27 protein-coding genes, 2 pseudogenes and 1 riboswitch are annotated in these 25,067 nt (G+C 62.4%); of the genes and pseudogenes, 5 read left to right on the top strand and 24 right to left on the bottom strand.

The window, feature by feature from the left end; genetic code table 11:
• Nucleotides 1–12: 12 nt before the first annotated feature.
• Entirely contained in the window at nucleotides 13–249 is a 237-nt protein-coding gene (locus tag FHR70_RS10925; protein ID WP_246408089.1) for a K+/H+ antiporter subunit F, read from the top strand.
• Nucleotides 246–617 (top strand): monovalent cation/H(+) antiporter subunit G, encoded by a 372-nt coding sequence (gene mnhG, locus FHR70_RS10930; protein WP_183449939.1) that lies wholly within the window; start codon nucleotides 246–248, stop codon nucleotides 615–617. The genes FHR70_RS10925 and mnhG overlap by 4 nt, the downstream gene beginning before the upstream one ends.
• Before the next feature lie 25 nt (nucleotides 618–642).
• Here the strand turns inward: mnhG and FHR70_RS10935 are convergent, their stop codons facing one another.
• From FHR70_RS10935 to FHR70_RS10960, 6 genes are all read right to left on the bottom strand, one after another.
• On the bottom strand, nucleotides 643–885 hold the full coding sequence (locus tag FHR70_RS10935) for a helix-turn-helix transcriptional regulator (protein ID WP_183449940.1): 243 nt from the start codon (nucleotides 883–885) through the stop codon (nucleotides 643–645).
• Between the two features lie 163 nt (nucleotides 886–1,048).
• Complete coding sequence (locus FHR70_RS10940; RefSeq protein WP_183449942.1) at nucleotides 1,049–1,906, bottom strand: universal stress protein; 858 nt, start codon at nucleotides 1,904–1,906, stop codon at nucleotides 1,049–1,051.
• A 279-nt stretch (nucleotides 1,907–2,185) separates the two neighbouring features.
• On the bottom strand, nucleotides 2,186–2,608 hold the full coding sequence (gene rnk / locus FHR70_RS10945; protein ID WP_183449944.1) for a nucleoside diphosphate kinase regulator: 423 nt from the start codon (nucleotides 2,606–2,608) through the stop codon (nucleotides 2,186–2,188).
• Nucleotides 2,609–2,673: 65 nt separating this feature from the next.
• Nucleotides 2,674–3,231 carry a GreA/GreB family elongation factor gene (locus tag FHR70_RS10950; RefSeq protein ID WP_183449946.1) on the bottom strand — a complete coding sequence of 186 codons (558 nt, stop codon included), beginning with the start codon at nucleotides 3,229–3,231 and terminating at the stop codon, nucleotides 2,674–2,676.
• A gap of 244 nt (nucleotides 3,232–3,475) precedes the next feature.
• Entirely contained in the window at nucleotides 3,476–4,288 is an 813-nt protein-coding gene (locus tag FHR70_RS10955; protein ID WP_183449948.1) for a pseudouridine synthase, read from the bottom strand.
• Nucleotides 4,289–4,307: 19 nt separating this feature from the next.
• Complete coding sequence (locus tag FHR70_RS10960; protein ID WP_183450250.1) at nucleotides 4,308–5,555, bottom strand: Glu/Leu/Phe/Val family dehydrogenase; 1,248 nt, start codon at nucleotides 5,553–5,555, stop codon at nucleotides 4,308–4,310.
• 434 nt (nucleotides 5,556–5,989) lie between these two features.
• Here FHR70_RS10960 and FHR70_RS10965 point away from each other — a divergent pair, with 434 nt between their 5' ends.
• A complete protein-coding gene (locus tag FHR70_RS10965; protein WP_183449950.1) occupies nucleotides 5,990–6,439 on the top strand; it encodes a GreA/GreB family elongation factor in 450 nt (149 codons plus the stop codon).
• A gap of 4 nt (nucleotides 6,440–6,443) precedes the next feature.
• Nucleotides 6,444–6,893, top strand: a complete 450-nt coding sequence (rnk, locus tag FHR70_RS10970) for a nucleoside diphosphate kinase regulator (RefSeq protein WP_246408010.1) — start codon at nucleotides 6,444–6,446, stop codon at nucleotides 6,891–6,893.
• Between the two features lie 283 nt (nucleotides 6,894–7,176).
• On the opposite strand, the pseudogene rnk (FHR70_RS10975) reads toward rnk (FHR70_RS10970), so the two are convergent.
• Nucleotides 7,177–7,549: pseudogene (gene rnk / locus FHR70_RS10975) on the bottom strand (nucleoside diphosphate kinase regulator).
• Nucleotides 7,550–8,259: 710 nt separating this feature from the next.
• A riboswitch (glycine riboswitch) is annotated at nucleotides 8,260–8,348 on the top strand.
• A 389-nt stretch (nucleotides 8,349–8,737) separates the two neighbouring features.
• Here rnk (FHR70_RS10975) and FHR70_RS10980 point away from each other — a divergent pair.
• The gene (locus FHR70_RS10980) at nucleotides 8,738–9,460 is read left to right on the top strand and encodes a L,D-transpeptidase (protein ID WP_183449952.1); all 723 of its coding nucleotides are present in this window, start codon (nucleotides 8,738–8,740) and stop codon (nucleotides 9,458–9,460) included.
• Nucleotides 9,461–9,922: 462 nt separating this feature from the next.
• Here the strand turns inward: FHR70_RS10980 and FHR70_RS23980 are convergent.
• The 17 genes and pseudogenes from FHR70_RS23980 to FHR70_RS11060 all read right to left on the bottom strand — a co-directional run.
• Nucleotides 9,923–10,057, bottom strand: a pseudogene (locus tag FHR70_RS23980) (metallophosphoesterase); the annotation flags it as partial.
• Nucleotides 10,058–11,023: 966 nt separating this feature from the next.
• Nucleotides 11,024–11,443: a c-type cytochrome gene (locus FHR70_RS10985; RefSeq protein WP_246408012.1), complete on the bottom strand. Its 420-nt coding sequence runs from the start codon at nucleotides 11,441–11,443 to the stop codon at nucleotides 11,024–11,026.
• A 139-nt stretch (nucleotides 11,444–11,582) separates the two neighbouring features.
• On the bottom strand, nucleotides 11,583–12,494 hold the full coding sequence (locus FHR70_RS10990) for a cytochrome c oxidase assembly protein (protein WP_183449956.1): 912 nt from the start codon (nucleotides 12,492–12,494) through the stop codon (nucleotides 11,583–11,585).
• Nucleotides 12,491–12,841: a hypothetical protein gene (locus FHR70_RS10995; protein WP_183449957.1), complete on the bottom strand. Its 351-nt coding sequence runs from the start codon at nucleotides 12,839–12,841 to the stop codon at nucleotides 12,491–12,493. Before FHR70_RS10995 ends, FHR70_RS10990 begins: the two co-directional genes overlap by 4 nt.
• A gap of 4 nt (nucleotides 12,842–12,845) precedes the next feature.
• Nucleotides 12,846–13,490 (bottom strand): cytochrome c oxidase subunit 3, encoded by a 645-nt coding sequence (locus FHR70_RS11000; protein WP_425487856.1) that lies wholly within the window; start codon nucleotides 13,488–13,490, stop codon nucleotides 12,846–12,848.
• A complete protein-coding gene (ctaD, locus tag FHR70_RS11005; RefSeq protein WP_425487862.1) occupies nucleotides 13,487–15,412 on the bottom strand; it encodes a cytochrome c oxidase subunit I in 1,926 nt (641 codons plus the stop codon). Before ctaD ends, FHR70_RS11000 begins: the two co-directional genes overlap by 4 nt.
• 83 nt (nucleotides 15,413–15,495) lie before the next feature.
• Nucleotides 15,496–16,500 (bottom strand): cytochrome c oxidase subunit II, encoded by a 1,005-nt coding sequence (gene coxB / locus FHR70_RS11010; protein ID WP_183449959.1) that lies wholly within the window; start codon nucleotides 16,498–16,500, stop codon nucleotides 15,496–15,498.
• A 7-nt stretch (nucleotides 16,501–16,507) separates the two neighbouring features.
• The gene (locus FHR70_RS11015; protein ID WP_183449961.1) at nucleotides 16,508–17,068 is read right to left on the bottom strand and encodes a c-type cytochrome; all 561 of its coding nucleotides are present in this window, start codon (nucleotides 17,066–17,068) and stop codon (nucleotides 16,508–16,510) included.
• Nucleotides 17,065–17,889: a substrate-binding domain-containing protein gene (locus FHR70_RS11020; RefSeq protein WP_183449963.1), complete on the bottom strand. Its 825-nt coding sequence runs from the start codon at nucleotides 17,887–17,889 to the stop codon at nucleotides 17,065–17,067. Before FHR70_RS11020 ends, FHR70_RS11015 begins: the two co-directional genes overlap by 4 nt.
• On the bottom strand, nucleotides 17,870–19,678 hold the full coding sequence (locus FHR70_RS11025) for a methanol/ethanol family PQQ-dependent dehydrogenase (protein WP_183449965.1): 1,809 nt from the start codon (nucleotides 19,676–19,678) through the stop codon (nucleotides 17,870–17,872). The genes FHR70_RS11020 and FHR70_RS11025 overlap by 20 nt, the downstream gene beginning before the upstream one ends.
• A 108-nt stretch (nucleotides 19,679–19,786) precedes the next feature.
• On the bottom strand, nucleotides 19,787–19,954 hold the full coding sequence (locus tag FHR70_RS11030; RefSeq protein WP_183449967.1) for a hypothetical protein: 168 nt from the start codon (nucleotides 19,952–19,954) through the stop codon (nucleotides 19,787–19,789).
• A gap of 65 nt (nucleotides 19,955–20,019) precedes the next feature.
• Nucleotides 20,020–20,832 (bottom strand): ABC transporter permease, encoded by an 813-nt coding sequence (locus FHR70_RS11035; protein ID WP_183449969.1) that lies wholly within the window; start codon nucleotides 20,830–20,832, stop codon nucleotides 20,020–20,022.
• A complete protein-coding gene (locus tag FHR70_RS11040; RefSeq protein WP_183449971.1) occupies nucleotides 20,829–21,545 on the bottom strand; it encodes an ABC transporter ATP-binding protein in 717 nt (238 codons plus the stop codon). Before FHR70_RS11040 ends, FHR70_RS11035 begins: the two co-directional genes overlap by 4 nt.
• A complete protein-coding gene (locus FHR70_RS11045) occupies nucleotides 21,542–22,501 on the bottom strand; it encodes a PQQ-dependent catabolism-associated beta-propeller protein (RefSeq protein WP_183449973.1) in 960 nt (319 codons plus the stop codon). Before FHR70_RS11045 ends, FHR70_RS11040 begins: the two co-directional genes overlap by 4 nt.
• Nucleotides 22,489–23,661 carry an ABC transporter substrate-binding protein gene (locus tag FHR70_RS11050; RefSeq protein WP_183449975.1) on the bottom strand — a complete coding sequence of 391 codons (1,173 nt, stop codon included), beginning with the start codon at nucleotides 23,659–23,661 and terminating at the stop codon, nucleotides 22,489–22,491. The genes FHR70_RS11045 and FHR70_RS11050 overlap by 13 nt, the downstream gene beginning before the upstream one ends.
• A complete protein-coding gene (locus FHR70_RS11055; protein ID WP_183449977.1) occupies nucleotides 23,658–24,305 on the bottom strand; it encodes an ABC transporter ATP-binding protein in 648 nt (215 codons plus the stop codon). The genes FHR70_RS11050 and FHR70_RS11055 overlap by 4 nt, the downstream gene beginning before the upstream one ends.
• Complete coding sequence (locus FHR70_RS11060; RefSeq protein ID WP_183449979.1) at nucleotides 24,302–25,063, bottom strand: ABC transporter permease; 762 nt, start codon at nucleotides 25,061–25,063, stop codon at nucleotides 24,302–24,304. Before FHR70_RS11060 ends, FHR70_RS11055 begins: the two co-directional genes overlap by 4 nt.
• Nucleotides 25,064–25,067 lie beyond the last annotated feature (4 nt).

Below are 25,067 nucleotides of genomic sequence, written 5' to 3' on the forward strand. Positions count from 1 at the left end.
GCCGCGCAGGTCATGTTCGGCCTGGCGATGTGCTGTGCCACCTTCCGCCTCGTAATGGGCCCGAGGGCTCAGGATCGGATTCTCGGGCTGGATACCCTCTACGTGACCGCGATGCTGATGCTGGTCACATTCGGGATTCGCACCGGCATTACGCTGTATTTCGAGGCAGCGCTGGTCATCGGTCTGCTTGGATTCGTCTCCACCGTAGCGCTCGCCAAGTTCCTCATGCGTGGGGAGGTGATCGAATGACGGCCCTGGAAGACTTGCCCGCCTGGACGGCATTTTTCGTTAGCCTCTGCGTGCTGCTTGGGGCAGCCGTCACCCTGATTGGATCGCTCGGGCTGCTTCGGCTCGGCAACTTCTACGCCCGCGTCCATGCGCCAACGCTGGGTGCAACTCTCGGCATGGGCAGCATCCTGCTCGGATCCGCATTCTATTTCAGCGTGCTTGAGACGCGACCTGTCGTTCATGAAATCCTGATTGCTGCGTTCGTCACGCTGACAACGCCAGTAACTCTGATGCTACTCGCCAGGGCGGCGCTCTATCGAGACCGCACGGAAGGCAGCACGGACGTTCCGGCAGCCGAGATGGCGGAAGATCTCATCCCTCCAGGCTAGGAGCCCGCAGGACGGCACGCGTATCCTAGTCTACAGGCTTCCGGAGCCGCACACCGGGGCCGGCCTCGTCAGACGGGATCAACAGCACCCCACCTCGCTCCAAGGCCGTCACGACCTGAGACGCCGTGCCCATGTGCAGACTGTGCCGCCCATTCTCAAAATCGCGGATGGTGCTGCGCGAAACGTCCGCCCGTTCAGCGAGCTCCTCCTGGGTCCAATCTAGGAGACCGCGGGCGGCACGGCACTGCTCGGGGGTGAGTGGTAGCATTCGGGATGTTCTGACTCGGACATGAAGTTGCCCATTCTGGTTGATTCTAGGCCGTTCCACGCCGGGCACAAGGGATGGGTTGACGGCCAGGGGCATCATCCGAGAGCTGATTCAGTCCTCCTCTCGTGGCCATCGTCAATGGAAGAGCGGCAGGCCTTCGAGTTTACCGGATAGGCGGAACGGCGAGGATATCGACGTCGAGGGACTGCAGAACCTCTTCGGTCACGCTTCCCAGAAGCGCCTTGGTGATGCCTGAGCGGCCGCGCGTCCCGATGATCAGCACATCGGGCTTTACTTGCTTCACCGCCGTGGCGATCACCTCGAACGGGGCGCCCTCCTCCACCACGCGCACTGGTTGCCCATGGTCGTCAAGCCCATTCGCCTTTAGGAACGCAGCCAACTCGTTGGTGGCCCGCATGCGCTCTTCGGCCACATACCCGTCGATGACACGCGCGCTGAGTCCGGCGTGGAACATCTGGCCCTTGCCAAGGGCCGTGAAGGCATGAACGATCGCCAGCCGATCGCCGCCGGGCAACCCAAGGGCCAGCCCGCTCCTGACGGCGTTCACGGACAGCTCGGACAGGTCGACCGGGGCCAGGGCCGTCCGGTAGGGCTGCTCCACTTCGCCGTTCACCATCAGAACCGGAAACGGACCTGTGCGGATCACGCGTTCAATGGTCGTTCCAACCAGGATGTCGCGCAGGAGCTGCTTGCGGTGGGCTCCCATGACCACGAGGTCTGCACTTGCTGACGCCCCAGCGCGCAGGATGCCATCGAAAGGATCGCCCGCAACGGTGAGAGGCCGCACATGGAGTCCTTGCAATTCGGCCATAGCACCGATCTGCTCGCCGAGGATCCGTTCAGCCTCTCGCATTTCAAGCGCGACCATATACGGGTGCTGGTCATCATCAACCACGTGCGCGAGGGTGAGCTCGGCGCCCCTCTCCCGCGCCAGCATGCCGGCCCGCCGCACGGCACGCTGCGAGCGGGTCGAGAAGTCCGTCGCTGCCAGTATGCGCATGAGTTCATCTCCTTCGTTTCGAGGCAGAGGTTCGGGCACGTCTGTCGCAGGGTAACGGCAGCGGAACCGCTACCCGATCTGCTCGATCACGAGTTTCCGGATCTCCTCGCGGGTCAACGGGATGGGTTGCGGTGTCCAGGCCCGCACTGTGGCATTCCTCGGCTCGCTTGGTCGGCGATCGCTTGACTTTCCGGTGTCCGGGATTTTGTTTTCGGCTTTCATGCTTGTACTCCTTGGCCGCTTCGGAGCGTGTCCCCGCGACATGTTGCGTTTCCAGGTTCAGGCGCTGAGACCGGCCATGCGCTCGGGCTGGAAACACACCCGCTGCACTGTCATCTTGCGCCGTCCGCCCGTTGGGCCCTGCCATTCGATCGATTGTCCCTCGGACATGCCGATCAGGGCTGCACCGATCGGCGTCACGACCGAAATCCGCTTGGCATCAGAATCCTCCTCACCCGGATATACCAGGGTGGTACGCCGCACATCGCCCGTGACCTCGTCCCGGTACTCGACCTCCGAATGCATCGTCACGATGTCCGGTCGGATGGAACCGGGCGCGGCGATCATCGCCCGGTCGAGTTCGTCCGCCAGCATCTCGGCGACGGTACAGCGCTGACTGTTGACGCCCGCGGTCGCAATCCAGGCCAGCCGGTCGTAATCGACCGTGGAAATGGTGATGGGAGGGAAATTCACCTGTTTCATTATCTTCTCCAACACGTCGCTGCGCTATCACGGAAGGACAGCAGCAGGCATTTCGGTTGCTAGGATCAGGACCGTCCGCAGATGATGACCGAAACCGGATCGCTGGCGGGAAAGGTCTCGATCAAGGCCTCGTCGAGCCGCCGGTCGAGATCGTTCCACGAGTTGCCGTCCGCATTATCCGGATGGTCGGTTGTGACACGGGCCAATTGGACTTCATCCGACAGGAGTCTGAACTGGACGTTCTCCACCACGACCTCGTGCACGGGCCCGTCACGGCTCGTCTGGAACGGCATGCGGTCGCCCACGCGCAGGCCGAGCAGAGCAATTCCCAAGGGTGTCAGCACGGACAGTTCCGCACCTGGCCAACGCAGGTCTTCTGGATACACCAGGATGTGCGCCCGCGGCTTCCCATCACCTTCGATGCGGTACGTGACCTTCGCGTTGGTCGAGACCACATCCTCCGGCAACGCGTCAGGATGACAGAGCGAGGCCCGTCGGAGCTCCGACATCAGGAACTCGCGATCCGGCCTGCGCCGGTGGGGATCCATGGCCGCGACGGACATGAGGCGGTTGTAATCGTGCGTGGCGACGGTGACCTGGGGCAGGTCGATGGTTGCGTTCATAGCATCTTCCTATGCGTTGCCGACCCAGGTGCCGGCGATTGCCAAGGCGAACGGCCGTAATCCTCGAAGATCGGGCTTGCTGAATTCAGGTTCTGCAAGATGTGTCATGCCCCGAACGGCGGCGCAGCAGGCGCCTGCCCCGCTTCGGGGTTCAGCGGCCTGCGAGGAGGCGGCCTCCGCGGAGGATGAGGATATGGTGCGAAGTAATCATGACAATACTAACGTAAGCATCAAAAGCCGATGTTCAAGCACTGCGACTGCTGACGCGAAGAAGACCCGAACCGACTCGAGCAGGAACGTCGAGCATCGCTTTCTCGGCTGGCGTGAGGTGCCGGACCGCGCCTTGCGGCAGATCGTCCAACCGCACCCCGCCGACATCGATGCGCACAAGGCGGAGCACCTCAGCCCCGACGGCACCGAGCAAGCGTCTGATTTGCCGATTCCGGCCCTCGTTGAGAACGATCTCGAGCCAAGCGTTGCGCCTACCGGCACGAAGCACCTTCGCCGATCTTGCGATGAGGTGCTCGCCGTCAAGCACCATGCCGGCTTGAAGCCGCTCCAGCATGCCCTCCTCAGGCAGACAGTCGATCTGCACATGGTAGGTCTTTTCGACATTCGATGCCGGATCGAGCACGCGTTGCGCCCAGCGCGTGTCGTTGGTCAGAAGCAAGAGGCCCTCGCTTGCCTTGTCGAGGCGCCCCACAGGTGCGACGAACGGAAGATCGAGGACTTCCAGGCAGTCGTACACGGTCGCCCGCTCCTGCGGGTCGTCGCGGGTCGTGACCAAGCCACGCGGCTTATTGAGCATTAGGTAGACCTTGCGCTCCGCCGCGACCGGCTTGCCATCGACGGCGATACGCGCGCGTGCGGGATCGACACGGGTCGCAACGCTGCGGATTACCCGTCCGTCGACGCGCACGCGCCCTCCCGTGATCAAGACTTCGGCTTGCGTGCGGGAGCAGAATCCGAGTTTCGACAGAGCGCGCGGCAGGCTGACCACGGCGCTGTTCTCACGCCGCAGCCCACCCGCGCCCCGTGATCGGGACGGTGGTTTCATGATGATCTTGTTCCGGACGTCAGCTGGTGAAGAACTGCTGCGTGCCATGCGCCTCAATGGCGCCTGCGAGGCGCGAGAGCGCATGCACATAGGCGGCGCTGCGCAGGGCGATGCCCTTGTCCTTAGCGAGCACCCAAATCGCGTCCCCTTCCCGCTCCATTATCGTCTTCAGCCGCGCATGCACATCCTCGACGGGCCAATAGTAGCCCTGCCGGTTCTGCACCCACTCGAAATATGAGACCGTGACGCCTCCTGCGTTCGCCAGGATGTCTGGCAGAACGACGACGCCTTTATTGGCGAGGATCTCGTCAGCCTCGGGCGTAATCGGACCATTGGCGAGTTCGAGTACGACTTTGGCTTTCACGCCGGCGGCATTTCCTTCATGGATCATGTCCTCCAGGGCTGCTGGCACGAAGAGATCGCAATCGACCGATATGAGGTCGTTGGCAGAGAGAGCCGAGATGCCGTCCGTACCGGCGAGGCTCGTGACGCTTCCCTGCCCCTTGGCCTTCAGCAGCCTGGTGACATCAAGGCCTGAAGGATCATGGATCGCTCCCTTCGAGTCGGAGACCGACACAATCCTGTAGCCCTCGGCGGTCAGCAGCCGTGCGATGTGCTGGCCCGCATTGCCGAAGCCCTGAATCGCAACCCTCGATCCCGGCTTTAGCCCGAGCTTCTCGGCAAGACGCAGAACGAGATAATAGCCGCCGCGGGCCGTCGCGTCGTCACGCCCAAGCGAGCCGCCGAGCGCGATCGGCTTGCCGGTGATCACTGCCGGCGTCGCTTCACCCACAATGGAGGCGTACTCGTCGGCCATCCAGCCCATGATCATGGAATTGGTGTAGACATCGGGCGCCGGGATGTCGCGGTCGGGTCCGATGATCTTGGAGAAGGCCTGCACATAGGCACGCGAGAGGCGCTCCAGTTCGGCCTTCGACAGGGTATGAGGATCGACCTGCACGGCGCCCTTGCCGCCGCCATAGGGCAAGTTCATCACCGCGCATTTGAACGTCATCCAGAAGGCGAGCGTTTCCACCTCCTCCATGGTCGAGTCCGGATGGAAGCGGATGCCGCCTTTGGTGGGCCCACGGGTGTCGTCATAGCGGCAGCGCCAGGCCATGAAGGATTTGCGCGAGCCGTCGTCCATGCGGATCATCAGGCGGACCTTCGTGGTCTCACGCGGATACTTCAACTTTTCGAGAACGTCCGCGTCGAGGTCGAGGTGCCGGGCTGCTTCATCGAGGCGTGTCAGGGCCTGGTCCAGCATGGAGGCTGCATGCAATTGATCTCACTCCTGTGTATTGTGACAGATCGGCTTGGGGCCGTTGACAAATGTTAATGACGGCTTCCGCTTCGCAGCGCAACGTCCCGTGGTAGGGCTGCGTCATTTGCTGTCATACTCGCCCCCTACCCTTTCTAGAAATGCCCTGCAACCTTGCATTCGTTGGCAATATGGCTATCCTGTCGGCGTCATGATGTCGTTCGTGAAACATCTTCGCCTTCTGGCGCACGCGGGCTGCCTTAAAGCAGGCATGTAGGCCCCGGGAGCCGGCTTGACCCGTTCGGTCGCCGGCGCTTTGGGGCGTCAGATCTCTCATATAAACCAGTTACCGCCGCAGGCTCCTCTGAGACGCATGCCGGACCGCTCTGCGCGGACGTGCACCTGCGCGCCGGGCAGCCGACTGTTGTGAGGAGGATCCCATGAACATGCAGCACGAGCTCCCCGCGATCACTCTGGCCACGAACGATTACAACCGTCTTCTGTTCACCGCGATGATCCAGGAGAAGCACAATCGCCCGGCGGCCGAATTCCTGCTCATGGAACTGCGACGCGCTAAGGTCTGCCATCCCGGAAGCCTCCCGGAGGATGTCGTCTCCACCAACTGCCGCGTGATCTACCGGCTCAACGACGAACCGAAATCGCGTACGCACCTGCTCGTTCATCCGGAGGATCTCATCTGGTCCGGCGCGGAAATATCGGTAACCACCCCCCTGGGGACAGCACTATTGGGCCTGCGCGTCGGCGACAGCATGCCTTTCATCGAAGCTGACGGCACGAGGCATGTCGTTCTCGTCGAAGGGATCGGTCTGCGTTTCCTGGATGACGGCTCGACGGTCACGCGCGCACCTGGCAGCGTCGTGAGGATTTGAAGCGATGGGTGTCCCGATGATCGAACAAGAACATTTTCCACCCGTAACCATCTCGACGGGTGATTACGACCGCCTCACATTCATCGCATCGTTCGGCCTGAACTTTCGGCAGGATCGTCCGACAGCAGCGATGCTCGCCAATGAATTGCTCCGGGCGACGGTTGTGACACCACGTGCCATTCCACCTTCCGTGGTTATGATGCATTCGCGAATCGAATTCCGGAATAACATCACGTGGGAGGTCCGGAGCGCCACGCTGGTCTATCCGGATGAGGCCGACAATCAGGTGGACAAAGTTTCCGTGCTGTCGCCGGAAGGCGCTGCGCTGATTGGCCTCAGCGAGGGACAATCGATCACGTGGCGTGCGCCGGAAGAGTGGCACAGCCTGACGCTGCTTCGTGTCCTCTATCAGCCGCATGGACGCTTTGTCGAACCATGGAGGGAACTGTCATGACCTTGCTTTTGGAGCATCGAACATGACGAACCAAGTGCTTTCCTCCATCGTGCTCATCCTGGCCTGCTTACTTGACTATCATGCAGCCATTCTCTCCGGGCCCTCAGGGTACCCTGACAATCGCAGCATTCGGGATTGAGCCTTCGAAGGTTCGTGTGAAGCCAGCGTCAACACTTCTGCAATGAGCGCGTCCACGGCCGCGCGAGAGCGGCATCGACTACACTGTCGACGCCGGGTGTGCTCGCCTCGACCGCCCGGCCGAAACCCTCCAGCTGAAGTGCTTCTACCTTCCGGCTGATCGGGTCAGGGCTCGCGCGCTTACCTTCAGCACCGTCAAGCGCTTCGTGTCCCCGGTGCGTGTGGTCCAATTGATCGACTTATCGACGGGAAGGCCGATCAGGGCGATTCCGATAGGCGTGAGCACCGAAATCCTGCTTTTCGAGATATCGGCTTCCTGCGGATAAACGAGTGTCATCGCGGAAATCGACCTCACAGCTCATGCAGACCGTATCAACAGGTTGGCGGCCCGTTGCAAGAACCTTAGCGCGGTCGAGTTCCTCCGTGAGTTCGGCTGCGACCTCGGGCATGGTGTTTGCAGCCGCATTGGCGAGCAGCGAGAGCTTTTCGTGGTCGGCGGCGGAGCTCAGGCTGCCGATGGGCCAGGATCATTATCGTCGTGTATCGGCGGGTTTGGCATCTGCTCCGTTGCCGGGCGGTGCCGCGGCGTCAGTCGGACGATCTTTCCGTCCGATGGTTTCCCGTCCTGCAGTGCGAGTTTCGGCAAAGGTTCTTTCGGGGACTGCTGCATGGCGCCGCCTCCTGTGCGTTCAGCATGGCCTTGAGCAAGCGCGGACTTGAGAGTGAGCGCCAGGAATTCGCCTGTGGGACGTTCGGATCCAGGTATTACGCCGTCCGCCTGAAGGCTGTGCTGTTGCCCTGGGGAATGAATAGCCCTGGGCTCCGTCATGCGAAGCATGCGTTTGAGGAAGTGCTAAAGCATACCGCGTCACCGGATACGCAAGCACCCGGCCTCACAAGATGTCCGAAGATTGAAGGATCTTGCGCTCCCCAAATCCGGGGTGCAGATGCACGTCGAGTTCGGGGCTACTTGCCCGCGATGAGGTTGCCTGCACGGTGCAGGCCGCGACGGAATTGTGCGACGTTCAACATGATGTCCTTAAGCTGGTTCACAATGGTTCATTTGTCAAACCGCAGAGTCAGCATAGGACCCAAGGCTCGCGATCAGCACGGAAATGTGATGCTAACAAGGGCAAATTCTGGAGACCCAACTTTATCAAGGAGACCTGCTTTCGAAGGCTGACGTTATTGTGAACACAATTCTGCCGTAAACCCTGTAGATGAACCCTAACAGTAAGCGGGAGAGAGCCAGGATGCTGGCCGCCGAAGGAGCAACCGCCCCGGAAACTCTCAGGCACCGAGGACCGCTTGCTGGTGAAACACTCTGAAAAGCGGAGCATCCTGCTCCCGCCCAAGGTGTAAGTCGCGGCGGATCGCCTGCTGCGATGAAGCTCTCAGGCCAATGACAGAGGGGGCTCGCGCAATCCGCGCGGAGCCTTTTCGGAGCCTGATCATGAATTTCCCATTTGAGCATCATCCTCACTTCCGACAGGCCGCCCTGGCCCGCTCACGCCCGCGGCTCGACCGTTATCAAACCCTGTAGGCCGACGCACCCACTGATCGGCTGATAGAGCCGTCACCCAGCCTGCGCTTGCTCAGGCTGCGCGCCTTCGTGCTCCTTAGCCGTCACGATCCCGCGTGCGGAACCCGCGCATGCGAACACGCGCGCCACTAAACAATCTTCCGTCAGAAAGCACACTCCTCCCATGTCTCCTTTCCGCCTCATCTCCCGTCGTTCGCCGTCCACGCACCTCGCGGTGATCGGCATCACGATGCTCGCTCTGGCACTGGCCGGCTGCGTCTCGACGCAACCGGCTGAGAACGTCGCTCTCAAAGCGCCCAACCCGATCTACGTCGCCATGTACGGGCCGCAGCCGAACGAAAAATTCCCCCTGCCGGCCACCGATATCTCGACCGTCGCCCCCCAGTTTCTCAGGCAGGAGGTGGCCTACGACACCCCGGAGCGGCCCGGCACCATCGTGGTCGACACCGCTAACCGCCACCTCTACCTGGTGCGCGAGAATGGACGCGCGCTCCGCTATGGGATCGGCGTGGGCGCCGACGGCATGAAGTGGGCCGGACGGGCGCAAGTGGGCCGCAAGGCGGAGTGGCCGCGCTGGACTCCTACTGCCGCGATGATCAAGCGGGATCCCGAACGCAACCGCCCCTGGGCGAACGGCATGCCTCCGGGACCGAACAATCCGCTCGGGCCGCGGGCGCTCTATCTCTTCCAGGATGGCCGGGACACCCTGTACCGGATCCACGGCACCACCGAACCCGACACCATCGGCGAGGCGGTGTCGAGCGGCTGCATCCGCATGCTCAACCAGGACATCCTCGACCTGTACAGCCGCATACCCGTTGGAACTCCGGTGGTCGTTCTCTCGGACACCCGTACACACCATGCCGGCACGAAGCCATCCACATAACGATCCAGGATCGAGGGCGGCTGATGGCCGTGGCGCTGCCCTCGATCCCACAGCAGGGACGAGAGCAGCCGCGCCGCAGAGTCGCGCAGCCTTTTGAGGGCTGGGCTCTTCCGGTACTCGGTTGATCAAGCGGATAGCAATCCGCGAGGTCTCATTCGAAGGCCGCTTCCATCTTCTGCACGAGCCACGCGTCGTAGATCATGGCGTTAAGCCCGTAGTTGATGCTGAAGTTGCGAATTTCAAAGTTATCGGAGCCCATGTCCGCTCAGGGTCAATGAGTAACGAACGGCAAATGAAGTTAGGGTCGGCTCACGCCACGGATGCGGAAGTTCGGCTAAGTGCCAGATCCGAACCTTTGAGAGTTCATGGCATGTTCTGCGACACGGTCACCCTTTCCCTTCACAGCGGAAACAGAAAAGATGCGTCCCAGTCAGTGGGCTAGGGAGCATCCGGCGCGATCGACGCGATCACATCGAGTACGATCTGCATCACGGCCAGGAGAGCGATCGCGCCGAACGCCCAGTTGAACAGGAGAACCGAGGCAAGCGGGAACTCGGGCGAGAAGACCGAGCCGGACGAAAGGCGGCTCCAGAGATGGCCTGGTTGACTTCAGCTGCTACAGATCTCGGATCATGGAAGGAGCAATGATCTGCCGGGCTTCCATACGTGTGCGGGGCTGTTCTCGCGCAATCTTCGCGTTCGTGCGTACTCCGGGCCGTACGAGAGCGCAGACGTCTGCCGCAACAGGGGTGAATTTGCGCACCTGGGCTGAGCACTAGCCGCGACGTCCTGACGCGTAGTGCGTCCCGTTCGTATCCCCATTTGCATGCTCCATGCGCACGTAAATCTCCTCACGGCTCATGCCGGCGGCTGCGAAATTCGCCTGGTACTGGTGCTGACTTGTGTAGAGGCAGACTCGACATGTCCGGCCACGGACTTTGCGGAGCACAGCTTTCATTCGACGCAAGGCGCGTTCTGATGATTTCAACCGATCCGCAAGGTACTGCACGTTCGCAAGATGATCAGCTAAATGTTGGATATCCTCCTCATTGCAATCGTCCAACGGCACCTCCCGTGCGGCGGCCAGTGCCCGACCTCTTTCCTTCGAGAATTTGGCACTCCGACACTGTAGCACACCGCCAACGGTCCTAGCGTCTGGCCATTCACTAAGCCTAAGGCCGAAATGGCATCCGTGTTGCATGATCCCAGCGGCCGCTCGAGCTTCATCCGTTCCTTCCATAAAAAGGGGCAGCTACGAGGCATGACAACCTACTCTCTGATAACCAGCGTGCCTGCCTTGCTGAAGTTCGCTGAGGTTTCCTTTGCGAGCCAATGGCTGTCTCCTCAGATCTGTTGCTAGGGCGCAACCGCGCCTTGAATGTCTCGACTTGCTCTTGCAAGATCTGATCCGTGTTCCGAAGATCACGCAGTCTCTGCAGGATCGCGGCGCCGTACTATCGAAGGCTGGCGGGCTTCAGCGTGATGAGGTTATCGGATGATGCCCTTCGCGTTGTCGCGATCTGGTCGCTTTCGGCCGGGAGGCCCCGGCAGCATGCTTTTCTGTCAGCGCAATGTGTAGAGATAGGCCGCCACATCCCGGGCTTCGGCGCGGGATATGCCTGTCATCGGCATCGCCGTCTTGGGATCGATAGAACGTGGGTTCTCGATCCATTGGATGAGAGTATCGGGTGAATTGGTCGCCACACCCCCGATATAGACTCGCGCCGCGATGCCCTGGAGCGTGGGGCCGACATTGCCCTGTGCTCCGGGAACGCCCGGGATGGTGTGGCAGCCGGCGCAGCCGTAGCGCAAGGTCAGGTCCCGCCCCCGGTCCGGATCGCCCATCGTGAGGGCGACGGCGCGAGCTTTTGCCTCCCGGGTGAACTTGATCTCGTATCCGGCATAGATGCCTGCACCGATCAAAACAATGAAAGCAAGGCTCAGAAAAACGGACCTGCGCCTGATGCGAATGGGCTTTGGCAAACGCATTCCCGCGAGGTGACTCTGCGGATCGAAGGGCTCCCGGGAAGCTTTTCCACGTTCCGGAGAAAATTTGCTCCGCATGCCCAGAACGATGCCCGTCAATCGGAGGAGCATCACCGCGGCCACGGTAGCAGGGCCTCTAGCGCGTCTCATAGACATGCCCTCCCCGCGAGCGCACGGATCCCGAGCGGGCGATCCAGAGCCCTGCCAGAACTAGCGCCATCCCGGCATAGACGAGCCCTGCCGGGATCCACATGAACAATCCGGCAAGCTGCTGGTCTTCCAGCGGCGTCAGTCCCCATTCCGGAGCGGCCGAGGTCTGGGTCGGATAGATGGGCTGACGGAAGAAGGCGAGCAGGATTCCGAGAAAGCCCGTATGAAGCGAGGTGATGAACAGGTAGAAGACCGCCGGTCCATAGGCCCGCTCGCCCTCGCGCGCTTGCAGCAGCGCACGCCAGAATAGGAGTGCCGTGAAGAAGAAGCTGAGATGTTGAAGCCAGTGGATCCACGGATCCGCCAGGGCAGCCTCATAGAGCGGCGGTGCGTGCCAGATCCAGAGGGCAGCACCGTGGAGCAAGGTGGCAACAAGAGGATTGGTCAGCCATCGCCATGAGCGTGCCACGAGAGGTCTCTGGCCGATGCCGCCGAGCCTGTGCCTCATGGGGGCGGGAAAGGCCCAGAGCATGGCCACGGGGCCGCCCACCACGAGAAGCGGTGCGGCCAGGGCCATGAGGATCTCATGTTCGATCATGTGAGCCACGAACAGGCGCTCGCCGAGCCAGTGCAGGGGCGCCACCAGGGCGAAGACGAGAAGCCCCCACCCGGCAACAAAGCAGGCCGCCTGCCAGAGCTTCACGCCACGTCCTATCCCAGCCCGCTGCCAGAGGCGGACGAGACCCGCGAGATAGAGCCCGCCTGAAAGCGCGAGAGGAAGCGTGACCCAGGGATCCCAGGTCCATGTCTTCTCCATCTCAAGCCAATGCACATGACCTGCATGGGCCTGCGCCTCACCGGCAAGTATCAGACCAAGGAGGACCAGGATCGTTCTCATCGCTCGCACCCGTGAAAAACGAGGCCTGCCGTGCCATGCAGGAGGATGACGACTGTGAACAGGGCCGCGATTGCGATGCCCATCAGCGCCAGGAAGCGGTGCGGCCGGCCTGCGCCGGTCGAGTCAGGCTGAGGCGTCGGTGCCGCGGTGGCAAAGCCGCGCCAGGAGAGAAAGCAGCCGAAGAGGCTCAACCCTGCCATAGCGAGGGCGAAGATGGGAATGAGCGGCACCTGATGGGCGCAGACCCACGGCACGGCGGCATAGTTGAATTGCGTGTCGATGAGCCAAGCCATAGGCCCGGCATAAATGCCGGCCGATGGGATACCCCGTGCGAGCCACGCCGCCATGATCTCACCACCACCTTGGGAACCAGTAGACGAGCAGATAGATCGGCGCCCAGGAGGCGACGACGAAATACCAGTAGAAGGCATTGTCGCCGATATCCGAGAAGCGCTTGCCATGACCGTGCCGGGTGAACATGAGCGCCGTCAGGACGATGGTGTCGCCGATATCGGTCACAAGGTGCAGCGTGTGCAGTCCGAGCAGGAACCAGAGGATCGACCCATAGGCGTTCTGATCCCAGCGCACATGCAGGGAGCCGAGCTCCATGATGCGCAGTCCGAGGAGCACGAGCCCGATCACGCTCATGATCACGAGATCACGGCGGGATTTCGCGAGATCCTCGCGCCCGCCGTTCCGCTTGGCCATGTGGTTGGGCCAGAGACTGGCGAGCATGACAAGGGTGAACAGGCTCGACCAGAATAGGTCAGGGGCCGGAGCGCTGAGAGGCCAGTTGCCGTTGATGAAGACGAGATAGAAATAGGCCCCGATGGCCAGCGCAAATCCCATCCCCTCGGCGGCCGCAAAGCCCAGCGTGCCCCACCAGATCGGGCTGCGATGGCCATAGGCGTAACTCGGCATCTGCCGGGCATTGAGCACGATGCTGTGAGGCAGCATCGCTCCACCGGCAGGAGGTTTCGATGGACCCGCGGTCATCGCTCATCCTCCATGCTCGGCTTTGGCCAGAACCAGCCCATCAGCGCGACGATGAGTGGGATGCTGCCCCACACGATCGCCCATGGGGTGAACATGGAGCCGATGAAGAGAATGGCCGTCGCCACCGCAGCGATGAACGGCCAGATCGAGGGCTCAGGGGTGGATTCCTTCAAATCCGCCCGTCCATGGGTGATGGTGGAGACGATCTGCTCGCGATTGTCGACGCTCAGCCCCGCCACAACGGGCAGAGCATCGCGGTGGGCCCAGAGCGGCTCGCGGTTCGTCACGACGGGAATGCGGTCGAAGTTCTGCGGCAGCGGCGGGGATGCGGCCGCCCATTCGAGGGTGCCAGCATCCCAAGGATTGGGCCCCGCCAGGGGCCCGCGGCGGGCGCTCGAGACGATGTTGTAGAGGAAAAGCACGAAGCTCGCGAAAAAGATGGCGGCGCCAATGGTCGAGAGCATGTTGAGATTGCCCCAGCCCATCTCCGGCAGATAGGTGTAGACCCGCCGCGGCATGCCCATCAGACCCGTGATGTGCATAGGGAAGAACGCCACGTTGAACCCGATGAAGGCAAGCCCGAAATGCCACCTGCCGATCCGCTCGCTCATCATGCGGCCGGTGAATTTCGGGAACCAGTAATAGACGGCGGCGATCAGCGGGAACACATTGCCGCCGATGAGCACGTAGTGGAAATGCGCTACGACGAAGAATGTATCGTGCACCTGGCTATCGAGAGGCACGGAGGCGAGCATGATCCCCGACAGGCCACCCGCCACGAAGATGAAGAAGAAGCCGATGACGAACAGAAGCGGAGCGCGGAACACCGGCCGCCCGTCCCAGAGCGTCGCAATCCAGCAGAAGATCTGAATGCCGTTCGGGATGGCGATGAGCATGCTCGAGGCAGTGAAGAAGCTGGCGCCGAGCTGCGGCAGGCCGGTGGTGAACATGTGGTGCACCCAAAGCCCGAACGAGAGGAAGCCTGTCGCAATCAGGGAAAGCACGAGGGGGATGTAGCCGAAGGCCTGACGGCGCGCGAAGGTGACCACAATGGCGGACACCCATCCTGTTGCGGGCAGGAAGATGATGTAGACCTCCGGGTGTCCGAAGAACCAGAACAGGTGCTGATACAGAAGCGCGTCCCCACCCTCGGCCGGGTTGAAGAAATGCGTGCCCACGAGCCTGTCCAGGATCAGCATGGCGGAGGCGGTGACCACGGCCGGAAGGGCGAAGACGATCACGAAGGAATTGACCAGCTCCGCCCAGACGAAGAGCGGTATCCGGTCGAGCGTCATCCCGGGAGCCCGCAGCTTGAACACAGTGGTGATGACCGAGATCGCGACCGCGATACCGGCGACCTCCGTGAAAGTGATCATCTGCGCCCAGAAATCCGCCCGCTTGCCGGGGGAGAATTCCGGGCCGGACAGGGGCACGTAAGCGAACCATCCGACATCCGGTCCGATGTTGAGCATGAAGGCGACCCAGATCATCAGGCCGCCGAACAGATAGACATAGTAGGAATAGGCGTTCAGGCGCGGGAACGCGATGTTGCGGGTGCCGACCATGAGCGGCACGAGATAAACCGCGAAGGCCTCGCCGATGGGAACCCCGAAGAGGAACATCATCGTCGTGCCGTGCATGGTGAAGAGCTGGTTGTAGAGATCGGGCCCGATCAGCGTGCTCTCGGGCTGGGCCAGTTGTAGGCGCATAGCCACCGCCGATAGCCCGCCGAGGAAGAGGAAGATGATGGCAGTGACGATGTAGCGGCGGCCGATGATCTTGTGATCGACTGTGGAGAGAGCGCCGATGAGCCCCTGGTCGGTTCCCCAAGTCTTGGCGAGCCGCGCGGAGAGCTCCGGTCCATCCACCTGATCGTCACGTAGCTCGTCAGGGTTCGGCGGTGCATCCGCCTCGCTCTGCACACCTGGAAGTCCACCGCGCTCGCCGGTGGCAAGGCGCGTCACCTCGGGGACAGCATCGAAATCATCGGATGTGATGGCCCGGGTCACTTCAACCCCTCCAGGTAGCTTGCGAGAGGTTGAACCTCACTGGGTTCGAGCTGAATCGTCGGCATGTTCACGCCCGGCTTGACGCCATGCGGGTCGACGATCCACGCGGCGATGTTACCCCGCGTCGTCTCCAGGGTCCCAGCCCCGATAGTGCGGCGGCTTCCCACATGGGTGAGGTCTGGCGCGATCTTGCCGCCTGCATCGGTGCCGCGGATCTGGTGGCACATGATGCATGGCTTCGAGAGAAAGATCTCCATGCCGCGCTGGCGCTCCTCGTCGCCCGGCGAGATGGCGGAGGAGATCTGCTGCTCGCGCCAGCGCTCGAAATCCTCCTTGTTTTCGGCAACGACGAGCAGAGCCATATGGGCATGCTGGAGGCCGCAGTACTCGGCGCATTGCCCGCGATAGATGCCTGGCCGATCTGCCTGAATCTGAAGCTGATTTTGGCGGCCCGTGATGGCATCCATCTTGCCGGTGAGGCTCGGGATCCAGAAGGAGTGGATCACGTCGGAGGATTCGAGCTTGACTAGTACTGGCTCGCCCACCGGGATGTGGATCTCGTTGGCGGTGGTGAAGACCCGGTTCGGCTGAGAGTCCTCATAGGTAATTTTCCACCACCATTGCTGCCCCGTGACCAGCAGCGTCAGGGATCCATCCTTGTGGGCGAACAGCGCCTTCTGAGCCGCGTAGCTCAACCCGGTTAGGGAAATGACGGTCAGAAGCGTCAGCCCGACCGCAACCGAGATGGTGATGGTCATGCGCCGTTCGGTTGCAGGATTCGTCGCGAGCGGATCCGCATCGAAGGGACGCCTCCTGCGCAGCGACAGGAGAAGGGCGATCATCGTGAGAGCCCAAACGGTGGCGAGCACCGCGACGAAGATCCAGAACATGCGGGCCAGGCTGCTGGCGGCAGGCCCCTGAGCGTTGAGCACCGATTGCCAGTCCTGACATCCTCCCAAGGGCAGGCACAGGAGCAGGAGAGCGGGTGAGAGCCGTCTCATCTCCGCCTCACTGCGGCATCTGGGCGGAGGGCGGAGTCTGCCCGCCATCGATCACCTCACCCGGCGGTCGCCGCTGCTCAGCCGGCCCGGGACTCAGGTCGTCCTTGCGGCCGGGTGCGGCGGCTTTCGGCACGTTGCGGCCCATGGAGCGGATATAGGCGGCAATCTGCCAGATCTGGTCGTCCGGGATCTTACCGCGGAACGACGGCATGCCGTTGGGCCTGCCTTCGCGGATCGTCTGCACGATGTTCCCGATCTGCCCGCCGTAGATCCAGCGATCGTCCATCAGCGCCGGCCCAGAATCGCCGCCGCCATTGGCGTGGCAGCCGTTGCAGTTGAACCAGACATAAAGGCGCTGGCCCTGAGAGATGTGATAGGCGTTCTCCTCGTATTCCTTGCCCAATCCCGATCGTTGCTCGGTCGGCCCGCTGGGTCCTGCGGACAAAGGCGACAGGGCAATCTTCTCGTTCGTCTCAGATGTTACCGGGTTGGCGCGGTACTCACGGTCCTCCCGCTCGCAGGCGGCGAGAGCAAGGGCGGTGAGGGACATGACCAGGAGCCGTCTCATGGCACACGCCCTGCCTGTTTGAGGCCACCGTCGAGGCGGGGGACATGATACGCCGTCAGGATCGCATCCACGTCGGCACGGCGCCGGATCAGCGCCGCATCGATTTCTTGCCGCAGAGCCTCGTCCTCCTTGCGCACCGCCATGGAGATGTCGAAGACCATTGGCAGTTGCGGTCCGTCGAAGATCGGCCGCACTGGCGTTACCTTCAGCGGCTCGCTCTCATGCTGGGCAAAGTAGCCTCCGAGGGGTCCCCAGACGATGGCCACGTCAATCTCGCGTTTCGCCAAGGCGTCGAGAATGCGTGCCGGCGGATTAGGATCGCTGTAGTCTCCGTAGATCATGAAGCCGCGCACGTTCTCGACAATGCCACGCCGCCCGAGGGCATGGGCAGGCGGCGTGTTCGAACCATCATCGCCGATGAGATGCACGCCGATCTTCGCCTGACGAAGAACCGGATCGTTGAAGGACTGAACGCCAGGACCATCGGCTCGGGTCACGAAGACATAGGATGAGCGGTAATAGGGCGCCGTCGTGCGCACACCTTCGAGGTTGGCGGGCAGGCCCGGCACCAGATCGCAGACCTCAGCCTTGAGGGTGTTACGCAGGAAGCCGCGGCGCTGCGCCCACCAGGTGTAGCGAACCTCTGCGCCGAGTTCCTCGGCGATCAGGGAGACGAGCTTGTTCTCGAAGCCCTCCCCGGCTTCATTGGAAAACGGCAGGTTGTTGGGATCGGCGCAGACGCGAAGCTCACGGGCCTGAACGCCACCAACCAACAGTATGGAACTGGCAAGAACAACCCACTTAAGGAAGCTTGAACACATAAAGCGTTCCTCCCTTGGTGGTGACGTTCTTGAGCTCGCGCATGGCATTGGCGAAGCCCTTGGCGGCGGTGCCGTCGCGGGGATCGAGATCGCCGGACACGATGGCCCCGGCCCAGCCTCCCACACCGGAGAGGATGGCAACGTACTGCTTGCCGTCAGGGCCGCGATAGGTGGTCGGCTGTCCGATGATGCCGGAATCGACCTTGAACTGCCACAGCACCTCGCCCGAGCGGGCATGCACGGCCTTGAACCAGCCGTCCATGGTGCCGTAAAAGACGACATCGCCCGCCGTCGCAAGCGCGCCGCTCCAGAGCGGGAAGCGCTCATTGATCGTCCAAAGCTCCTTGCCTTCCCGGATGTCCCAGGCGGTGAACTCGCCCATATGGCCGCCCGGTCCGGGATACATGCGAACCTCCGCGCCGACATAGGGCGTGCCGGCAATGTAGTTCGGCTCGACGCTCTCCCAATCCATGCACATGTTCATATGCGGGATGTAGAGAAGACCGGTCTTGTGGGAGAAGGCGCTCGGGTTCCAATCCTTCGCGCCGGGTGCGGTCGGGCAGATGTCGCGAATCACGCGGTTGTTCACGGGTTCCTTTTCGGAATTGTACTGGATCCGCCCCGTCTGGAGATCGACACCCGTGACTGCCGTGAGCGCGTGGAACGGCTTGGCGGAGAGCACCTCTCCTGTTGTCCTGTCGATGACATACAGGAAGCCAGTTCGCCCCGGGTGCACGAGCACCTTGCGCGGCTTTCCCTCCCATTCCATGTCGAGCAGGATCAACTCGTTGATGTTGTCCCAGTCATGCAGATCGTGAGGAGCGGTCTGGTAGAACCAGCGTGCCTCGCCGGTGTCCGGATCGCGCGCAAAGATGCCGGCGGTCCATTTGTTGTCGCCGGGGCGCTGGTTGGGATTCCAGGGACCCGGATTGCCGGTGCCGTGGTAGAGCAGGTTCAGGTCGGGATCATAGGACAGCCAGCCCCAGACCGTGCCGCCGCCCTGCTGCCAAGCATCGGCCGGCCATGTGGTGACGCCGAGATCCTTGCCCTTGTCGCTGTCGTAGAAAGGCTTGAAGTTCGGCCCGATCTTCACGTCCTGATCGGGCCCGGTGTTGTAGGCCTTCCAGACGCTTTGTCCCGTATTGGCATCGAGCGCCTGGATCCAGCCTCTGACGCCGTATTCACCGCCGGAGATGCCGACGAACACCTTGTCCTTGGCCACCAAGGGGGCCATGGTCATGGTCTCGCCTCGGTTGATGTCACCGAGCTTGGTCTTCCACACCTCCTCACCCGTCTCCGCATTCACCGCGACCACATGGGCATCCAGCGTCGTGAAGAAGATCCGCCCGTTGGCGAAGGTGGGACCACGATTCACCACATCGCAGCAGGCCACGCCCTGCGCGGCCGCCGCTGGCTTCGGGTTGTACTGCCACTTCATCGGCGCGCCGGGCCGGGTCAGATCCAGGGCGTAGAGGATGTTGGGATAGGGCGAGAGCACATACATCGTGCCGCCGACGACAAGCGGGGCAGATTCCTGACCTTTGTTCACTCCGGTCGAGAAGGTGAAGGCGACCTGAAGGCTCTTCACGTTATCAGTGTTGATCTCGGAGAGGTCGCTGTAGCGGGTGGAAGCGAAATTCTTCTGGGGGATCGACCACTGGCCGTCCTCCGGCGTGACCGCAAAGGGCGGCGCTGATGGTTGAGGCAGGGTCGATTGGGCCAGAAGCGGTAACGCAGGCTGAAGGATCAGCGACAATGCTACGCTAAGGGCAAGACGAGCTCCACCCAAGATCAATCTCCGGAACGCGAAGACGCACCGCGCTGTCAGCGGCTCGACTCCAACCGTCCAGCTTCAAAGATGTTCCCGAAAATGTGATTCAAGCGTGAGGGAACCCTGTCAGCGCCAGTAATCCCGGATGGGGATGCCGTACCGATTGGAGGCATGAACAAGGATATAGGCCCCGATGGCCGCAAGCAGGCCGATCAGGAGCAGCGTGACCAGAAATCCTGGATCGCGGAAAATGCGAAAATCCTTCCTCAGGGAACTGGTTTGTGGCTCATTCATGGGCGTTCCCGATGCAGTTGATGTCTCTGAGCCAACAGCCAAGCGGGAGCCGTGTTCCCTGGGACCTATGCACTGTTATTCGCCCCCCGGCGTGCCCAAAAACCACGACCGGGATCGTAGCCCCAGACTGCAAGGCTGAAAAACACAGCCAGAGCCAGAACACAGACCCCGAAAGCCACTGGCTCGAACTGAAGGTATAGCGCGAACCGGATCAACTCGACCGCATGGGAGAACGGGTTGATCCAAGCAATCATTGCCAGCGTCGGGCTGACCTCGTCGAGGCGCCAGAGCGGATAAAGTGCCGCCGAGGCGAAGAACATGGGAAAGATCACGAAATTCATCACGCCGGCGAAATTTTCGAGCTGACGGATGAGGGTCGAGAGGGCCAGCCCGAAAGCACCGAGCATCAGCCCTGCCAGGATCAGCGCCGGCAAAACCGCTCCGTAGCCGAGAGCAGGCGGCCGGACTTCCCAGAAGCGGGCGAGCAGTAGGAACAGATACACGATAGGCAGCACCGTGGCGGTGCTGGCAAGGAGCCGGGCTCCCAGCAGCCACCATCGCGGCAGCGGCGCGGTCAGCAGCACCCGCATCGATCCCATCTCCCGGTCATAAACCATGGAAAGGGAGTTCTGCATGCCGTGGAACAGAAGCATCATCCCGACGAGGCCCGGAACGATATAGACCTCGTAGAGGATGTAGCTCTCGTAGGGCGGGATGATCGACAGACCCAGCACCGAGCGGAAGCCCACTGCGAAGATGCCGAGCCACACGAGCGGTCGCACGATGGCCGCCGCAAAGCGTCCCTGCTGCCCCACGAACCGCAGCATCTCCCGACGCATGATGCCCATGAGCGCCCGCAGGGCATAGCGCGTCTTCATGATGCGCCGCCCGTCAGGTCCAGAAATGCCGCCTCGAGCGTTCGGTCGGAGGCAATCGCCCTGGCCTGCCCTGTCCAGCGCACCTTTCCCTGATGCAGCACGACGAGTTGGTCGGACGCATCGATCTCATCGAGCATGTGGGTGGCCCACAGCACGCTTAAACCCGCACGGCAGAGGGAGCGGACGTGGTCGAGCAGCAACTGGCGCCCTGCTACATCGAGCCCTGCGGTCGCCTCGTCGACGATCAGGAATTTTGGCTGGTGCAACAAGGCCCGGGCAATCTCCACACGTCGGCGTAGCCCTCCAGAGAGTGCCCGCACCTTGTCGGACCGCCGGTCGCCGACACCGAGCCGCCCCAACTCCACGCCTGCCCGCTCTCTGGTCTCCCGCGGCGAAAGGCCGTGCAGGGACCCGTGATAGGTCATGTTCTGCTCGACGCTCATGTCGAGGTCGAGGGTCGGCATCTGGAACACGACGCCGAGGCTGGCCAAGGCCGGCAAGGGATCGCGGCGGATCGAGTGTCCGAAGATGCGAATGTCGCCGTGCCTAGCATTGTAAAGCCCGGTCACGAGGGAGATGAGCGTCGTCTTGCCGGCCCCGTTAGGTCCGAGCAGCACCGTGAAGGAGCCGGGCTCCACTGACAGGTTCACACGGGATAAAACCTGCTGCGCACCGAATCCGTGGCTCACGTTGTCGACGGCGAGAGCACTCATGGCGCGACGACGAGCCCCCAGGGAGAACGGCCAACGCCGATGGTCTTCACAACCGCCTGGCTTTCGAGATCGATGACCGAGACATCGCTCGAATTGCCGTTCGCCGTGTACAGGCGCTTGCCGTCCGGCGAGAGCGCGATGTGCCAGACCCGCTGGCCGACGAGATAGGTGCGCAGCACCTTGAAGGTCTTGGCGTCGATCTCGGCCACGCGATTGGCGGGTCCCAGCGCCACATAGGCCCGCGATCCATCCTGCGTCAGTTGGATGCCGACGGCCTGAATAAGTTCGTGCGGAACACCCGGCACTTCGAATCCGATCGTCGCCAGGGGCTCGCGCGTTTCGACATCGAAGACCTCGACCGTGCCCCGCAGCTCGGACGAAACCCAGATCTGTCTGCTGTCTGCAGAGACCTGCGCCACCCGCGGCCGTGTGCCCACGAGCACATTGTCGACGAGTTCGAGCGTGCCGGCATCGATCACATGGAGCATGCTCGTGGTCTCGGAGGTGTTGACCACGAAACGCCCGTCGGGGCTTACGCCCATGCCTTCCGGTTCGACACCGACCTCGACCTCGGTCACGATGCGCCGCTCCGGGATGTCGAGAACAGATACGAGGTTGTCGTTCTCATTCGCCACGAACAGGCGGCGTCCGTCCGGATGCAGCACGAAGAGCTCCGGATCCTCACCAGAGGGAAGCGAGCCCTCGAGTTTTCCGGCCTTCAAGTCGACCACATCAATGCGATTGTCGTCTCCGACGGCGACATAGAGTTTCTGCCTGTCGGCGCTCAGCCTGATGCCTCGCGGCCGCCGCCCGACCGGGATCGTATCCACGAGCTTCAACGCCGCGCCATCGATCACCGACACGGTGTTGTCCTGCTCGTTCGAGACATAGACGGTCTCAGCCCACGCCACATGGGCCGTGACAATGAAGACGGCAGCAAGGATCAGAACTTGCATCGGCTTTCCTCCCGATCGATTCCCAGGGTATCGAGCTCGGAGCCGCGGTGCAGGTATCCAGCTTGTGGCGAGACCGAGACGAGGAGCCGCGGACCGGCGATCAGGATCGGCTGGCGCATCTGCCCGTCCCAAGGCCGGAAGCTCTGCCCCTGCCCCTTGAAGCCTGCGAGCACAAAATCGGGACTGCGCAGATATGACATGATCGCGAAAGGGTCGTCGCTGCGGGAGCGAATCGCAGCCTCCCCGATGGACCGCACCGCCGCCCAGGCGGCATAATCCACCACTCCCATCCTGCGGCCGGCAAGCTTCTCGAACCGGGCCTGCAGTTGCGTGGCACCCCACTGCTCCGACACAGGACTCCATGCGGTCGTCACAAGCCCCTGCGTTCCTGCCACGGGGCGCGGGCGGGCCGTGCGGCCGGGCAGAAAATCGCCGAACTCGTTCGCCTCGTCGGCGACAACGAGCACGTCGTGATCGACCACTTGAGTCAGGGCCGGGATCTCGCTCTGTAAGGTCACATGTCCGGTATCTGTGCGCGCATGGCCCGGCTTGAAAGTCCATTCCTTCTCCGCCACGATCTCGGCGCCGAAGCGCTTGGCGGCGCGCCGATATGCATCGGCAAGCAGCTTATCTCCGGGCTGGCTTCCGGTCACGAGAAACCAGCGCCGCCAGCGCTTGGCCATCAGGTATTGCGCCAAAGCGTCGGCCAGCATGGTTCGGCTCGGGATCGTGTGCAGCACGTTCGCGCGGCAGGCCTCATTGCGAAGCGCGTCATCGGGAGTTTGCACGTTGATGAAGAGCATCCCGCGCGCCTGCTCGCTCGATGCGGCGGCACGCAAAGCCGGAGCATCGAGATCGGCCACGACGAAGCGGATGCCCTCCGCTGCAAGCACGCGGATCGTTTCTGCGGGATTTCCATCCTTAGGGATCACGCGATCGACAAGCGTGAAGCGCTGCCGGATGAAACGGCCGGTGGTTGCGTTGTCGGCTGTGCCCAGGCGTGCCCCGGCGAGCCCCTGGTCCTTGACTTCACGATCGAGCGGAGAGACCGGCTGAACCGGATCACGCTCCTGCGTGACGACTGCAATCGTGATCGCGCGCTCCTCGGCGGAGACGGGAGCGGGCATGAGCATCGCGAGCAAGACCAGTGAAAACCTCATTCCGCCGCCCTCACCTGCCGGATGGGCTGGTCATCCATGATACGGGCGGGAGAGCCGTCGAACGTGATCACGCGCTGGGCGAGCGCTGCAGCCTCGTGCCAGTGATGGGTAACGAGCAGCGTCGTGGGTCGCAGCGTCTGCATGTGCTCGGCCACTAGGCGCTGCATGCCCCGTGAGGTTTCCTCATCCAGGGATGAAAACGGTTCGTCGAGCAGGAGGAGTTTCGGCGTGATCGCCAGCGCACGGGCGAGCGCCACCCGGCGCGCCATCCCGAGTGAAAGCCGCTGAGGATAGACGTCTTCCGATCCGCTCAACCCCACCTGAGCCAACCACTCCCCTGCCCTTCCCGGCTGCTCTGGGATCACGAGTTCCAGGTTCTGCCGCGCCGTCCGCCACGGCAGCAGGCGGGGCGACTGGAAGAGATAGCCGACAGGCTGCGGCAGGCCGGTGATCGAGCCCTCGAAATCCCGATCCAGTCCGGCCACGATCTGCAGCAGGCTGGACTTGCCGATTCCCGATGGGCCGACGATGGCACAAACTTCCCCGTCGGCGAGCTCGAAGGACAGGTTCTCGAACAGAGCCCGTTCCGGCGCACCTTCTTGAGCCGGGTAGATCTTCCGCTCGATCACAACGCGCATCGTCATCGCCGCCACTGCCCCACCCGGCGTTCAAGGGGGGAAAAAACCACGAGCTCAATCAGCAGGACGCAGAGGACGAAAGCCGCCGCATAGGCTATCACGCGAGATACGTCGAAGAGCTGGAAATAACTCTGCAATTGAAACCCGACCCCATTGGATCGTCCAAGCAGTTCGACCACGAGGACAATCTTCCAGATCAGCGCAAGGCCGTTGCGGGCGGCAGCCAGAAGATAGGGCGCGATCTGCGGGACGATCACCTCCCGAAGGGTCTTCCAGGGACCAAACCGATAGATCTCGGCGACCTCAGCATAATCCCGGTCGAGCGCCCGCGCGCCCTCCCGCAACGTGACGGCCACGTTCGGGATCTTGTTGAGGGCGACGGCCACGAGGAGCGCCGTTTCCACCAAGCCGAGCCAGACATAGGTCAGGATGATGATCACGAGCGCCGGCACGTTGAGGAGGATCACGAGCCAGGGGTTAAGCCAGCGGTCGAGCCACGCCAGACGACCGAGCGCGATGCCCAGAGCCGTGCCGATCACCATCGCGATGATGAAGCTGATGGCGACCCGCGTCACCGTGATCCCGAGGTCATGAAGCAACGGCCCGTCGACGGCCTCATGGATCAGGCTTTTGAGCACCATTGCAGGACCAGGGAATAACCGGCTCTCGACGAGGCCGGCCGCAATCTGCCACAGGCTCAGGAACAGCAGGATGGAGGCAATCCCCTGCCACGTCCCCCTGTCCTCCCCATCAGCAGCACGCATCGGC

The sequence above is a fragment of the Microvirga lupini genome, from assembly GCF_014191055.1.
GTDB classification, from domain to species: Bacteria; Pseudomonadota; Alphaproteobacteria; order Rhizobiales; family Beijerinckiaceae; genus Microvirga; species Microvirga lupini_A.

Excerpts from the sequence above, each read along its gene's own strand:
- FHR70_RS10925 (WP_246408089.1), top strand. The coding sequence starts at position 13 with ATGTTCGGCCTGGCGATGTGCTGTGCCACCTTCCGCCTCGTAATGGGC.
- mnhG (WP_183449939.1), top strand. The coding sequence starts at position 246 with ATGACGGCCCTGGAAGACTTGCCCGCCTGGACGGCATTTTTCGTTAGC.
- FHR70_RS10935 (WP_183449940.1), bottom strand. The coding sequence starts at position 885 with ATGCTACCACTCACCCCCGAGCAGTGCCGTGCCGCCCGCGGTCTCCTA.
- FHR70_RS10940 (WP_183449942.1), bottom strand. The coding sequence starts at position 1,906 with ATGCGCATACTGGCAGCGACGGACTTCTCGACCCGCTCGCAGCGTGCC.
- rnk (WP_183449944.1), bottom strand. The coding sequence starts at position 2,608 with ATGAAACAGGTGAATTTCCCTCCCATCACCATTTCCACGGTCGATTAC.
- FHR70_RS10950 (WP_183449946.1), bottom strand. The coding sequence starts at position 3,231 with ATGAACGCAACCATCGACCTGCCCCAGGTCACCGTCGCCACGCACGAT.
- FHR70_RS10955 (WP_183449948.1), bottom strand. The coding sequence starts at position 4,288 with ATGAAACCACCGTCCCGATCACGGGGCGCGGGTGGGCTGCGGCGTGAG.
- FHR70_RS10960 (WP_183450250.1), bottom strand. The coding sequence starts at position 5,555 with ATGCTGGACCAGGCCCTGACACGCCTCGATGAAGCAGCCCGGCACCTC.
- FHR70_RS10965 (WP_183449950.1), top strand. The coding sequence starts at position 5,990 with ATGAACATGCAGCACGAGCTCCCCGCGATCACTCTGGCCACGAACGAT.
- rnk (WP_246408010.1), top strand. The coding sequence starts at position 6,444 with ATGGGTGTCCCGATGATCGAACAAGAACATTTTCCACCCGTAACCATC.
- FHR70_RS10980 (WP_183449952.1), top strand. The coding sequence starts at position 8,738 with ATGTCTCCTTTCCGCCTCATCTCCCGTCGTTCGCCGTCCACGCACCTC.
- FHR70_RS10990 (WP_183449956.1), bottom strand. The coding sequence starts at position 12,494 with ATGAGAACGATCCTGGTCCTCCTTGGTCTGATACTTGCCGGTGAGGCG.
- FHR70_RS10995 (WP_183449957.1), bottom strand. The coding sequence starts at position 12,841 with ATGGCGGCGTGGCTCGCACGGGGTATCCCATCGGCCGGCATTTATGCC.
- FHR70_RS11000 (WP_425487856.1), bottom strand. The coding sequence starts at position 13,490 with ATGACCGCGGGTCCATCGAAACCTCCTGCCGGTGGAGCGATGCTGCCT.
- coxB (WP_183449959.1), bottom strand. The coding sequence starts at position 16,500 with ATGAGACGGCTCTCACCCGCTCTCCTGCTCCTGTGCCTGCCCTTGGGA.
- FHR70_RS11015 (WP_183449961.1), bottom strand. The coding sequence starts at position 17,068 with ATGAGACGGCTCCTGGTCATGTCCCTCACCGCCCTTGCTCTCGCCGCC.
- FHR70_RS11020 (WP_183449963.1), bottom strand. The coding sequence starts at position 17,889 with ATGTGTTCAAGCTTCCTTAAGTGGGTTGTTCTTGCCAGTTCCATACTG.
- FHR70_RS11030 (WP_183449967.1), bottom strand. The coding sequence starts at position 19,954 with ATGAATGAGCCACAAACCAGTTCCCTGAGGAAGGATTTTCGCATTTTC.
- FHR70_RS11035 (WP_183449969.1), bottom strand. The coding sequence starts at position 20,832 with ATGAAGACGCGCTATGCCCTGCGGGCGCTCATGGGCATCATGCGTCGG.
- FHR70_RS11040 (WP_183449971.1), bottom strand. The coding sequence starts at position 21,545 with ATGAGTGCTCTCGCCGTCGACAACGTGAGCCACGGATTCGGTGCGCAG.
- FHR70_RS11045 (WP_183449973.1), bottom strand. The coding sequence starts at position 22,501 with ATGCAAGTTCTGATCCTTGCTGCCGTCTTCATTGTCACGGCCCATGTG.
- FHR70_RS11050 (WP_183449975.1), bottom strand. The coding sequence starts at position 23,661 with ATGAGGTTTTCACTGGTCTTGCTCGCGATGCTCATGCCCGCTCCCGTC.
- FHR70_RS11055 (WP_183449977.1), bottom strand. The coding sequence starts at position 24,305 with ATGACGATGCGCGTTGTGATCGAGCGGAAGATCTACCCGGCTCAAGAA.
- FHR70_RS11060 (WP_183449979.1), bottom strand. The coding sequence starts at position 25,063 with ATGCGTGCTGCTGATGGGGAGGACAGGGGGACGTGGCAGGGGATTGCC.